This window comes from Roseovarius sp., from assembly GCF_027019125.1.
Taxonomy (GTDB): Bacteria; Pseudomonadota; Alphaproteobacteria; order Rhodobacterales; family Rhodobacteraceae; genus Roseovarius.
Map to the genome: position 1 here is coordinate 32167 of NZ_JALUXE010000018.1, position 11563 is coordinate 43729.

Sequence of the window (11563 nt, forward strand, 5' to 3'; positions counted from 1 at the left end):
ACCAAGCGCCGCTTAGGGCGCTTGGTGTGGCTCAGCTTGGTGTGGCTCAGGCCGCCGCGAACCCGGCATCGAGCGACGACAGGATCACGTCGACCTCAGCCTCGGAAATCACCAAGGGCGGCGACATCAGGATGTTATGCGCCCCCAGTCGCACCATCGCGCCCGCCTCATACGTCGCCTGATGCACCCGCTTCATGGTCGCGGCATCCATGGGCGTCTTCTTCGCACGGTCGCTGACAAGCTCGATCCCCATCATCAGACCGTGACCGCCGCGCACATCGCCGATGATGTCATATTTTTCGGCCAGCTTCTTGACCCCTTCATAGAGCTGCGTGCCGCGCACGGCGGCATTGCTCTTGGTATCCAGCCGCAGCGTTTCCGACAGGCACGCCACCACAGCCGCCGCGCCCACGGGATGCGCCGAATAGGTGTATCCGGTCCAGATGCTGCCCTCTGGCCCCGCCTTTTCAAAGACATCGGCCACCTTGTCACCCAGAACCACGCCCCCCACCGGGAAATAGCCACTGGTGATGCCCTTGGCGATGGTCATCATGTCGGGCTTGACGCCCCAGTGCCGCGCGCCGGTCCAGTCGCCGGTGCGCCCGAACCCGGTGATCACCTCATCCGAAATCATCAGGATGCCGTAGCGGTCGCACACCTCGCGCATGAGCCGCATGAAGGAGGCATCCGGCACGATCACGCCGCCGGCACCTTGAATGGGCTCCATGATAAAGGCGGCAATGGTCGAGGCATCCTGAAACTCGATCTCGTCCACCATGGCGGCGGCAATCTTCTGCGCCAACTTGGCGCCATCGGTCTCGTCAAAGGGATTGCGATAGGTATAGGGGCTGGGCAGGTGATAGCAGCCCGGCAAGAGCGGCTCGTAATTGATGCGGAACCGGTTGTTGCCATTGACCGAGGCCCCCCCCCAATGCGTGCCGTGATAGCCTTTCTTGAGGCTCAGAAACTTGGTGCGCGTGGGCTCGCCGCGCAGGCGGTGATATTGCCGCGCCATGCGCAGCGCCGTATCAACGCTGTCCGATCCGCCAGAGGTGAAGAAGACGCGCGTCATCCCATCCTCGGCAAAGAATTCCTGCACCGCATAGGACGCCTCGATCGCCGCCGGGTTGGTCGAGCCGGCAAAGGCCGAATAATAGGGCAATTGCCAGAGCTGATCGGAAATCGCCTGCTTCACCACGTCATTGGAATAGCCAAGGTTCACGCACCACAGGCCCCCGACGGCATCCACCGGATCATGCCCGTCAATATCGGTGATCCGCACTCCTGCGGCGCTTTTGATGATCTTGGGCGCGTTGGCCTGCTGCTCGCCGGGATGCCCCATCGGGTGCCACAGATGGCGCGCGTTCATCTCACGCAGGAAATTGTCGTCTTTCATGGGGGTCTCCGGCATTGGTGGGAATTTGATCAAATTCTGCCACCGCCGCGAGAGACTGTCCAGAGGGATTAAGGGGCCGGAACACCAATCCCGGCCCGTCCCGCGTGGCGGATCACTCCGCCAGCTTTTCCTCGATGATGGCCTTGAGATCGTCATAGGCCATGTTGGAATATTTCTGCTCGTTGATCACCAGGGTCGGCGTCGACTCGACCCCATGCGTCTCGGCATTTTCCTGATACCAGGCCACCAGCGCCTTTGCAGTGTCGGTGTCGTTCAGGCAGGCCTCGACCGCGTCCGGCTCAAGCCCTGCAACCTTGCCGATGCGGCGCAGGTTGTCGGCAATCGCGGCAGGCTCGCCTTGGGTCCATTCGCGCTGCTGCTCATAGAGCATATCCGAGATGCCAAAGAACTTCTCGCCCCCGCCACAGCGCGCCACCATCGACGCCCACAGGCCGAACCGGTCAAAATAGACATCGCGATAGACGAAATGCACCTTGTCCGTGTCGATGTAATCGGCCTTCAATTGCTTGAGCGGCCCTTTGTGGAAATTCGCGCAATGCGGACAGGTAAAGGACGCATATTCGATGATCGTGACCTTGGCATCCTCTGGCCCCATCGTCATTTCGACGATCTGCGACGTATCGGGGGCGGCCTCTTGCGCCACGGCGGGGCCTGTGAGCATGGCAAGGGCAAGCGCCCCGGTTGCGATCATGTGTTTCATGTCTTTATCCTTGGTCTGATGGGTCGGTCAGTGTTGCGACTTGGTTAACACGTTGCGCGCCAGCCTTTCCAGCGCGGCCCGCAACCCGTCGTCTGTGACAGGCGCGGCAAGGCTCGTGGCGGCCTCGAGTGTCTCGGGCGGCACGGCGGGCGCCGGCGCCACCTTGGGCCGATGTGAGAAATCCACCTGCCCCTCGGCAAAGCCTACGGGGGCAGTCTGGGTGATCCGAATACGCGTAATGGCGTTGTAGCCGTAAACGGCATTGACCCGCTCGCGCAGCTTTTCCTTTTGCATCTCCAGCATCGGGGCCTGCGCGCCGGTCGTGAGCAGCGTGAGCGTTGCCCCCATCCCCTGCCGCGCATAAGAGACCTCGACCGGGCGGGCAATGGCCGCGATGTCCTCGCCCACCACTTCGGCCCAATGGGTCAAGAGCCGCGATTGCGCGAAGCCACGGCTCTCCGAGGCGCGGCGGATGCTGGTCTGCAGCAACGCCGAGGTGCGTTTGAACCCGTATGTCGCGGCCTTGCGGCTGGTCATGGTTGGCGCTCTCCTCATTGGCGCTAATCTATGGCATGTGACAGGGGATACCAGAGCAGATTGCGAGGCAGAGGGATAAACTATGCGTTATTTCGCCGAGGCTGAGAGCCTTCTCGCGTGGTATGATACCCATGCCCGCGACCTGCCATGGCGGATCAGCCCCGCCGCCCGAGCAGGCGGCGCGCACCCCGATCCCTACCGCGTCTGGCTCAGCGAAGTGATGCTGCAACAGACAACCGTCGCGGCGGTCAAATCCTATTTCCTGCGCTTCACAACGCTCTGGCCCACCGTTGCCGATCTGGCGGCGGCAGAAGATTCTGCCGTGATGGGCGAATGGGCGGGCTTGGGCTACTACGCCCGTGCCCGCAATCTCCTGAAATGCGCCCGCGCGGTCGTGCGCGATCACAACGGGCACTTTCCCGACACGCTCGACGGCCTGCGCGCGCTACCCGGCATCGGGCCCTATACCGCCGCCGCCATTGCCGCCATTGCCTATGATCAGCCGCATGTGGTGGTGGACGGCAATGTCGAACGGGTGATGGCGCGGCTCCATGACATCCACACCCCCCTGCCCACCGCCAAGCGCGAACTGACCGAGGCCGCTGCCCGCCTCACGCCCCGCTCGCGCCCCGGCGATTACGCCCAGGCGGTGATGGATCTTGGCGCCACCATCTGCACGCCCAAATCCCCTGCCTGCGCTCTCTGTCCCTGGCGCACGCCTTGTGCCGCCCATGCCGCAGGCACCGCTGCGGATCTGCCCCGGAAACTGCCCAAGACCGCCAAACCGCTCCGCCATGGTCACGCCTATGTTGCCCGTCGCGCCGATGGCGCATGGCTCTTGGAGCGCCGCCCCGACAGCGGCCTCTTGGGCGGGATGCTGGGCTGGCCCGGCAGCGATTGGGGCGATACCCCATCCCCCGCCCCGCCCATCGCCGCCCACTGGCAGGAGCTGGAGGCCGAGGCGCGCCACACCTTCACCCATTTCCACCTCCGCCTCCGCGTCCACGTGGCGCTTCTGCCAGAGGATGCGACACCAGAGCGTGGCCAGTTCCTGCCTGACGCAACGTTTCGTCCCGCGGAATTGCCTACCGTCATGCGAAAGGTCTTTGACCTTGCGCGGGCTGCGCTAAACTCTCCCGCGTGATATGCCGTGATATGTAAGTGTTAACTGCACAGGACACCCCCATGATCCCCGCCGCACAGGTTGCCCAACTGCACCGCGCTTTGCCCTTCTGGATGTCTCTGCTTCTCCTGCCTGTGGGGGTTCTGGGGGCGCTCAACGGCGGCTGGACCGTCCTGCTCCTGCCGCTCACCACGTGGTATTTCTTCTCGATCCTCGACGCCTTTCTCGGGCTTTATACCGAGAATGCCGATCTTGAGACGCGCGACGATCAACTCACCTGGTATCGCGCCATCACCCTGATCTGGGCGCCTTTGCAATTCGGGCTGCTCTATTGGCTGATCTGGTATGTCACCGGCCCCGGTGACGCCCATCTCAGCCCTCTGGAAACCATCCTGCTTTTCTTTGGCGTGGGGGTGATCACCGGCACGGTCGGGATCAATTACAGCCACGAACTCATGCATCAAAAGAACCGGGGCGAGCGGTTCATGGGCGACATTCTGTTGGCGATGGTGCTCTATTCGCATTTCCGCTCTGAACATCTGCTGGTGCATCACCGCTATATTGGCACCCCCCGCGATCCGGTCACGGCGCGCTATAACGAGGGGTTCCACCGCTTTTTCCCGCGCGTGCTCCGGCAAAGCTGGCACTCGGCATTCAAGGCAGAGGCCGACATGCTGGCCCGCCGCAACCTGCCGTGGCATGACCTCAAGAACCCGTTTTTCAAATACTGGGCGCTGCAAGGGTTCATGGTCCTGCTGGCCGGGCTGATCGGCGGCTGGATCGGCCTTGCCCTCTTTGTCTGGCAGGCCTTTGTCGCGATCTGGCAATTGGAGCTGGTGAATTACATCGAACATTACGGCCTGACGCGCAAACATCTGGGCGACGGCAAATACGAGCATGTCCAGCCGCGCCATAGCTGGAACGCGGCGCACAAGGCGTCGAACTGGCTCTTGATCAATCTGCAACGCCATTCGGATCATCACTACAAACCCGACCGCCGCTTTCCGCTCTTGCAGAACTACACCGAGGCGGACGCCCCGCAACTGCCCTATGGCTATCCGGTGATGACCTTGGCTGCCATGGTCCCGCCCGTTTGGCGGCGGGTGATGAACCCCCGCGTGCGCCGCTGGCGCGAGATGTACTATCCCGAGATCACCCATTGGCGCCCCTACAACCGCGCGAGCAATCCGATGCCGCGCTAAGGCTATGCGAAGCGGCGCGCGGGGGCGGGAAAAAGGCCAGAGCGGATCGCGTCTCATCGGGGTCACATCGCCCCGCCTCCCGCGCCGGGGACTCTACGCTGACTTGGCGAGATCCCGGGTCAAGCCCAGGACGGGTGTGGATTCGATGGGGCGCAACACGCCCTAGAATAGAATATCACGCCGCAATCTGATCGAGCAGATGCCCCGTCTTCACATAGATGAGGCAGCCTTCGTCGGAATAGGGCTTGTGCTCTGACAGATGCGGGCTGCGCAGCCAGGTCCCCGCCGGGTAGCTGCCGTGCTCATCGGCAAAGGTGCCTTCGATCACGAATATCTCTTCGCCGCCCCAATGCCGATGCGGTGTGAACCGCGTGCCGGGCGCCCAACGCACCAGCGCCACATTCTCATTCACAGCCGTATGCAGCGGCAGCACGCTCAGCCCCTCGACCAGACCGGGGCGAAACTCGGAATTCTTCGTGTCGACGTTGAACTGCACGGTATCCGATGGATCGAACTGATAGAGCTTCACAAGGATCGTGCAACCGTCCTTGGTATGCGGCTTGTGACGTGTGCCAATGGGATTGCGCACATAGGATCCCGCCGGATAATCGCCGCTCTCGTCGGAAAAGACCCCCTCCAGCACGAGATATTCCTCGCCGCCATCATGGGTATGGGCGTCGAAATACGAATCCGGCGCGAACCGCACGATGGTGGTTGCACGCGCCACCTCATCCCCGATCCGGTCCAGCATCATCCGCTCGACCCCTGTCGCGGGGGATTGCACCCAAGTGTAATCCTCGGGCCGGATCACGACACGTTGGGAAAAATCTGCATTGATGCGCATGGCGGTCCTCCTGAGGGGTAGCTAGGCAAGGGACCGACAAATTCAAGCCGTCTCGATCACCGCCCGTGCTTCGGCAAAAGACAGTAACCGACGTGCCTTTTCGTCCCAAAGATGCAGCCGCGCATTGGCAAGGCTCTCGCGAATGGTCATCCGGTTGATCTGGGCCAGCTGCGCATGATCCCGCAATGCTTCGGGCAGACGGTAGAACGGGATACGGCTGTTGACGTGATGGACATGGTGAATCCCGATATTTGCACTCAGCCATTGCAGCCAGCCGGGCAGCACATAATGCGAACTGCCCTCAAGGGCGGCATCATGCAATTGCCAATTTTCCTCGGCCTCCCAATGGGTCGTCTCGAACTGATGCTGCACATAGAATAGCCACACCCCAGCCGTCGCCGCCAGAACGGTCGAGGGCAAAAAGATCAACAGGATCGGCATCGCCCCGCCAAACCACGCCACCAGGCCCAGCACCGCCGCCAGAACAGCATTGGTCGCCATCGCGCTGACCCAATACCGCCCCTTGCCCATGAACCCGAGCGGCAGGCGGTTCTCCAGCAGGAAGATATAAGACGGTCCCAACCCGAACAGCACCAGCGGGTTGCGATAGACCCGGTATTTCAGCCGCTGGAATGGCGTGCGCGCCGCGTATTCCGCCACGGTCAGCGTGTCGATGTCACCAATGCCCCGCCGCCCCAGATTGCCCGCCGAACTGTGATGGATCGAATGGGCATGTCGCCAGACGTCATAGGGCGTCAGCGTCAGCACCCCAAGCGCGCGCCCCAGCCAGTCGTTCAACGTCCGGCTCTTGAAAAACGCGCCATGGCCGCAATCATGCTGGATCGCAAAGAGGCGCAACAGGAACGGCGCGGCACAAAGCGCGAGCACGACACTCAGAAAAGGGCTCAGCGATAGTGCCCACCACGCCAGCCCCCAAAGACCAAGAAACGGCACAAGCGTGACCAGCAATTCATAGGTGGCGCGGGGGAAATTCGGCTCGCGGTATCTTGCAAGGATTTGGGCCCATTCCCTGCCAGTGCGTGTTTCGAGTTGCGGCAAAACGGGGTGAGATTGGTCGAGCATGTGCCTGTATTTTTTGGTGGCGATGACGATCTCATAGAGGATTGGAAGGCGTTTGCAAACGCTGCGTCACCTTGCGCCCTGCGCTATTTGATCACGTCCAGAGATAATTCTGACCCGACGTCACGCAAAAGCCCCGCAAGACGGGCTTGCGGGGCTTTCTTGTACCTCGAGTCGCGACTCGATCAGCTCGTCTTCTTGCCCTTGACCGGGGCCCAGATCCGCTTGTTGGTCAGATAGAGCAGCACCGACAGGATGGTGAGGAAGATCACGCCCGTCAGGCCCGCATGCTTGCGCGCCATCATCTTGGGCTCCGCCGTCCACATCAGGAAGGCCGCGACGTCTTCGGCCTGCTGTTCCAGCGTGGCCTCGGTACCGTCGTCGAACTCGACATCGTCACCCCAGAGCGGCTGACCCATGCCGATCCAGCTACCGGGAACGGTGTGATGCCCATGCTCGTCCTTGCACTGCTCGGGATAACCACCGGCGGTAAAGGCCGCATTATAGCTACCGGGGAAATCCTCGGGCGCACATTCCGGCGCTTCGTGATAGCCGGTCATCAGCGAATAGATGTATTCCGCCCCACCCATGCCGTTGAAGAGTTGGCTCAGACCGGTCCCATAGGGGCCATGAAAGCCAGCGCGCTTCTTGGCCATCAGGCTCAGGTCCGGCGCCCCGGCCGAGGTCACAGCCGGGAAATGGTCGGTCGGTGTGGCCGTCCGGAAATCGTCAAGCTCCGGATCGAACACTTCGAACTGCTCGGAATAGGCAAAGACCTGATCCTGGGGCAGATGCGGCCCACCCTCGTCGCCGAGGGTGCGCAGCGGCACATACTTCAAACCATGGCAGGCCGCGCAGACCTGCGTATAGATTTTCAGACCGCGCTGAAGCTGGTTCTGGTCGAACTTGCCGAACGGACCTTCAAAGGAAAAGGCGACGTCCTCGATATGCCCCTCGCCCCCGGCGGCCAATGCGCCACCGGTCGAGAGGGACAGGGCCACAAGGGCCGCAATGCCTGTTGTCTTGAACATTGTCATCCGTCCTTTCTTATTCGGCGGGCGTGTGGGCCTTGCCATAATGCGCATCGAAGTCTTCTTCGATGGTGGCAGGCTGGGCCTCGGGTTTCTCGATCACGCCCAAGAGCGGCAGGATCACCAGGAAGTAGGCGAACCAGTAGGCCGACGCGATCAGCGAAATCGTCGAATAGGGCGGCTCTGCGGGCATCGCCCCCACCCACATCAGGACGACAAAGTCGATCGCCAACAGCCAGAACCACCACTTGAACATCGGGCGATAGCGGCCCGAACGCACCGAAGAGGTATCAAGCCAGGGTGCCAGCGCCATCACCGCGATGGCCCCGAACATCGCCAAGACACCAAAGAACTTGGCATCCACGATACCACCGGTGATCCAGTTGGCGAACATCACGACCCAGACATCGGCGGTAAAGGCGCGCAGGATCGCGTAGAACGGCAGGAAGTACCATTCCGGCACGATATGCGCGGGCGTGACCAGCGCGTTCGCTTCGATGTAGTTGTCGGGGTGGCCAAGGTAGTTGGGCATGAAACCCACGATGGCAAAGAACACCACCATGATCACGGCCAGGGCAAAGAGGTCCTTGATCACGAAATAGGGCCAGAACGGAACGGTATCCTTCTGCGCCTCTTCCTTGGAGGTGCGGCGCACGTCCACGCCGGTCGGGTTGTTGTTGCCCGTGGTGTGGAACGCCCAGATGTGCAGCGCCACCAGAGCGGCGATCACGAAGGGCAAGAGGTAGTGCAACGAGAAGAAGCGGTTCAGCGTGGCATTATCCACCGCCGGCCCACCCAAGAGCCAGGTCTGGATCGACTCGCCGATGAACGGGATCGCGCCAAAGAGACCGGTGATCACCGTAGCCCCCCAGAACGACATCTGACCCCAAGGCAGCACATAGCCCATGAACGCCGTGCCCATCATCATCAGGTAGATGAGCATGCCGATGATCCACGTGATCTCACGCGGGGCCTTGTAGGACCCATAGTAGAGACCACGGAAAATATGCAGGTAAACGGCGACGAAGAACAGCGATGCGCCGTTCATATGCAGGTAGCGGATGAAATGGCCACCGTTCACGTTGCGCATGATATGTTCGACGCTGGCAAAGGCCAGATCGACATGCGGCGTGTAATGCATCACCAGGATGATGCCAGTGACGATCTGCAGCACCAGACAGAAGGTCAGAACGATCCCCCAGATCCACATCCAGTTCAGGTTCTTGGGCGTGGGGATCATGATGGTGTCATAGAGCAACCCAACGATGGGCAGGCGCGAATGAAGCCATTTCTCGCCGCCCGTCTTGGGCTCGTAGTGATCGTGCGGAATTCCGGACATTTGCGCGTTTCCTTATCCCAGTTGGATCGTGGTTTCGTCGATGAATTCAGCGACGGGAATCCACAGGTTCTGAGGCGCCGGTCCTTTGCGAATCCGGCCAGCCGTGTCGTAATGCGAGCCGTGGCAGGGGCAGAACCAGCCGCCGAAATCGCCCGAACCGTCGCCGATGGGCACGCAACCCAGATGGGTGCAGACGCCGATCATCACCAGCCACTCGCCCGCCTCATCCAGCGTGCGGTTCTGGTCGGACGCATCAAGCGCCATGTTGTTGCGGTTCTGTGCATTCTGGTCCGGCAGTTCGGCCAGATCGACGGCGCGGGCGGCTTCGATCTCTTTTTCCGTGCGGCGGCGGATAAACACCGGCTTGCCCAGGAACTTGACGCTGATCTGCGTGCCCGGTTCGACGCCCGACACATCCACACGGATCGAGGACAGCGCCTGCACATCCGCCGAGGGGTTCATCTGGTTGATCAGCGGCCAGATGGCTGCGCCTGCGGTCACGGCACCCGCGCCAGCGGTCGCATAATAGAGGAAATCCCTCCGGGTGCCTTCGTGATCTTCTGCGTGGGACACGAGAATTACTCCCTATATATCAGAGCCGCAATCGGCCTCATACGATTTCAGGCCACAGGATTCCCATGGCCAGCATGTGCGGCTATTTAGCGAGGCTTTGGGGGGCCGTCCAGCCTGCATTGCCCCTAGATTTCAACAGAGCGCGCATCTGTCGCGCTTCACGGGTCCTGTTCGGCAAGCCGGGCGCGGCCCTCTCACGCCGACCACGCTTACGCGGGGGCAGTTTTCACCATGCTCTCGCGTGCGCTCATCCTGGCATACCAGGCCTCCAGCGCAGGATGCCCCACCCGCCAGGCGCGCGCGTCATGGCGGAAATCGAGATAGCCCAGCGCACAGCCCAACGCGATATGGCTCATGTCGAGAGGCCCGGCGAGATGGCTCATCCAGCGCGCCTCAACGGCATCCAGCGCGCGCGCCGCCTTGGCCCACTGCCCCTCGACCCACGGGGCATAGCGCATGTCCTCGGGCCGGAACCGTGCTTCATAGGTCATCGCCAGCGCCGCCTCCATGATCCCTTCGGCAATCGCCTCCAGCGTCAGCACCTCCCAGAGCCGCGCTTCGGGATAAAACCGCCCGCCCGCCTGCTGATCCAGATAGCGGGTGATCACCCGGCTGTCGTGGATCGCCGGACCGTCGAGCCGCACCAGCGCGGGAATCTTGCCCAGCGGATTGGCCGCCGCCGCCTGCGGATCGGTCTCAAGCGGCGTGGTGGTCACGTCGACCACCTCGACCTGATCCGCCAGACCGCTTTCCAGCAAGAGCACACGCACCTTGCGCACAAAGGGGGACAAAGGCGAGGAAATGAGTTTCATGACGCGCTCCTTGAGGTTTTGGCGTGACCCTAGGCCCAGCCCCCGGCGCTGTAAAGCCGCTCAGCCGGGCGGCGTGCGCATCCATTCCGCCAAGAGGTCGGTCTCTTGCCCCTGCCCGGCCGGGCCCAGATGATCGGCGGCACGCAGACGCACCTCCTCGGGCTTGTTCTGCCCCAGTTTCCACGTGCCCGCGATTTCGTCCACCCGCATCGCACAGGGCACGATCTGCCGCATCATTCGGTCCAGCACCTCGGGCGTCATCTTTTCGACCCGCCATTCCGGCTTGGGCGCAAGCCGCGCCTCGAACTCCGCCGATTGCCGGTCCAGAAGGTCGCGCATCCCCTCTTGCGGCTGCACCATGACCTCTCCCACCAGATGCACGGCGACATAGTTCCACGTCGGCACCTGATCCTCGACCCCATACCAATCGGGCGAAACATAGGAATGCGGCCCCTCGATCGCCAACCGCGCCTTGAGCGGCCCGGTCAAGAGCCGCGCAATCGGATTGGAACGTACCAGATGAAACTCGGCCTGCGTCCCATCCGCATTCAAGAGAAACGGAATATGGCTCATCAATGGCCCCTCGGGGCTGCAAACGGCCAGGATCCCGAAGCCGCGTGCGCGCGCAAATTCCAGATTGCACGCCGCCGTGGCCTGACGAAAGGCGGGATTGGGATGCATCGCCCTATTCCCCGCGTCGGGGGCAGAGAACATCCTCGACCGCCTTTGCCACCCGCAACAGCCGCTCCTCGCCATAGGGCTGCCCGCAGAGCATCAGCCGACATTCCCCAAGTGGCCTGCCTTCTGACGTCAAGATCGCCTGATTTTGCCTGCTGGACAAGCATTTTTCGCCCCAACCGGCGTCTTTGGTCGCACAAGCAGCTGGAACAGGGCGGATCAGACGG

Annotated in this window: 13 protein-coding genes; 2 read left to right on the plus strand and 11 right to left on the minus strand. The window is 62.1% G+C overall.

Going from position 1 to position 11563, the window contains the following annotated elements; genetic code table 11:
• Positions 1–46: 46 nt before the first annotated feature.
• From MVC20_RS07150 to MVC20_RS07160, 3 genes are all read right to left on the minus strand, one after another.
• Positions 47–1396, minus strand: coding sequence for an aminotransferase class III-fold pyridoxal phosphate-dependent enzyme (locus MVC20_RS07150; protein WP_297539809.1), 1350 nt, complete (start codon positions 1394–1396; stop codon positions 47–49).
• Between the two features lie 112 nt (positions 1397–1508).
• Positions 1509–2117, minus strand: coding sequence for a DsbA family protein (locus MVC20_RS07155; RefSeq protein WP_297539811.1), 609 nt, complete (start codon positions 2115–2117; stop codon positions 1509–1511).
• A 27-nt stretch (positions 2118–2144) separates the two neighbouring features.
• A complete protein-coding gene (locus tag MVC20_RS07160) occupies positions 2145–2654 on the minus strand; it encodes a DciA family protein (RefSeq protein ID WP_297539813.1) in 510 nt (169 codons plus the stop codon).
• A gap of 82 nt (positions 2655–2736) precedes the next feature.
• Here MVC20_RS07160 and mutY point away from each other — a divergent pair, with 82 nt between their 5' ends.
• Positions 2737–3798, plus strand: coding sequence for an A/G-specific adenine glycosylase (gene mutY, locus MVC20_RS07165; RefSeq protein WP_297539815.1), 1062 nt, complete (start codon positions 2737–2739; stop codon positions 3796–3798).
• Between the two features lie 41 nt (positions 3799–3839).
• Complete coding sequence (locus MVC20_RS07170; protein ID WP_297539817.1) at positions 3840–4979, plus strand: alkane 1-monooxygenase; 1140 nt, start codon at positions 3840–3842, stop codon at positions 4977–4979.
• Between the two features lie 175 nt (positions 4980–5154).
• Here MVC20_RS07170 and MVC20_RS07175 read toward each other — a convergent pair whose 3' ends face one another.
• From MVC20_RS07175 to MVC20_RS07210, 8 genes are all read right to left on the minus strand, one after another.
• The gene (locus tag MVC20_RS07175) at positions 5155–5823 is read right to left on the minus strand and encodes a cupin domain-containing protein (RefSeq protein ID WP_297539819.1); all 669 of its coding nucleotides are present in this window, start codon (positions 5821–5823) and stop codon (positions 5155–5157) included.
• A 42-nt stretch (positions 5824–5865) separates the two neighbouring features.
• Positions 5866–6906, minus strand: a complete 1041-nt coding sequence (locus tag MVC20_RS07180; protein WP_297539820.1) for a fatty acid desaturase — start codon at positions 6904–6906, stop codon at positions 5866–5868.
• A 182-nt stretch (positions 6907–7088) separates the two neighbouring features.
• The gene (locus tag MVC20_RS07185) at positions 7089–7940 is read right to left on the minus strand and encodes a cytochrome c1 (RefSeq protein ID WP_297539822.1); all 852 of its coding nucleotides are present in this window, start codon (positions 7938–7940) and stop codon (positions 7089–7091) included.
• Positions 7941–7950: 10 nt separating this feature from the next.
• The gene (gene petB / locus MVC20_RS07190) at positions 7951–9273 is read right to left on the minus strand and encodes a cytochrome b (RefSeq protein ID WP_297539824.1); all 1323 of its coding nucleotides are present in this window, start codon (positions 9271–9273) and stop codon (positions 7951–7953) included.
• Positions 9274–9285: 12 nt separating this feature from the next.
• On the minus strand, positions 9286–9846 hold the full coding sequence (gene petA, locus MVC20_RS07195; protein ID WP_297539846.1) for a ubiquinol-cytochrome c reductase iron-sulfur subunit: 561 nt from the start codon (positions 9844–9846) through the stop codon (positions 9286–9288).
• A gap of 209 nt (positions 9847–10055) precedes the next feature.
• The gene (locus MVC20_RS07200) at positions 10056–10658 is read right to left on the minus strand and encodes a glutathione S-transferase (RefSeq protein WP_297539847.1); all 603 of its coding nucleotides are present in this window, start codon (positions 10656–10658) and stop codon (positions 10056–10058) included.
• Positions 10659–10718: 60 nt separating this feature from the next.
• Positions 10719–11339, minus strand: a complete 621-nt coding sequence (locus MVC20_RS07205; RefSeq protein WP_297539849.1) for an FMN-binding negative transcriptional regulator — start codon at positions 11337–11339, stop codon at positions 10719–10721.
• 4 nt (positions 11340–11343) lie between these two features.
• Positions 11344–11563: hypothetical protein (locus tag MVC20_RS07210; RefSeq protein WP_297539851.1), on the minus strand; the 220-nt coding region annotated here is incomplete at its 5' end.

Excerpts from the sequence above, each read along its gene's own strand:
- MVC20_RS07150 (WP_297539809.1), bottom strand. The coding sequence starts at position 1,396 with ATGAAAGACGACAATTTCCTGCGTGAGATGAACGCGCGCCATCTGTGG.
- MVC20_RS07155 (WP_297539811.1), bottom strand. The coding sequence starts at position 2,117 with ATGAAACACATGATCGCAACCGGGGCGCTTGCCCTTGCCATGCTCACA.
- MVC20_RS07160 (WP_297539813.1), bottom strand. The coding sequence starts at position 2,654 with ATGACCAGCCGCAAGGCCGCGACATACGGGTTCAAACGCACCTCGGCG.
- mutY (WP_297539815.1), top strand. The coding sequence starts at position 2,737 with ATGCGTTATTTCGCCGAGGCTGAGAGCCTTCTCGCGTGGTATGATACC.
- MVC20_RS07170 (WP_297539817.1), top strand. The coding sequence starts at position 3,840 with ATGATCCCCGCCGCACAGGTTGCCCAACTGCACCGCGCTTTGCCCTTC.
- MVC20_RS07175 (WP_297539819.1), bottom strand. The coding sequence starts at position 5,823 with ATGCGCATCAATGCAGATTTTTCCCAACGTGTCGTGATCCGGCCCGAG.
- MVC20_RS07180 (WP_297539820.1), bottom strand. The coding sequence starts at position 6,906 with ATGCTCGACCAATCTCACCCCGTTTTGCCGCAACTCGAAACACGCACT.
- MVC20_RS07185 (WP_297539822.1), bottom strand. The coding sequence starts at position 7,940 with ATGACAATGTTCAAGACAACAGGCATTGCGGCCCTTGTGGCCCTGTCC.
- petB (WP_297539824.1), bottom strand. The coding sequence starts at position 9,273 with ATGTCCGGAATTCCGCACGATCACTACGAGCCCAAGACGGGCGGCGAG.
- MVC20_RS07200 (WP_297539847.1), bottom strand. The coding sequence starts at position 10,658 with ATGAAACTCATTTCCTCGCCTTTGTCCCCCTTTGTGCGCAAGGTGCGT.
- MVC20_RS07205 (WP_297539849.1), bottom strand. The coding sequence starts at position 11,339 with ATGCATCCCAATCCCGCCTTTCGTCAGGCCACGGCGGCGTGCAATCTG.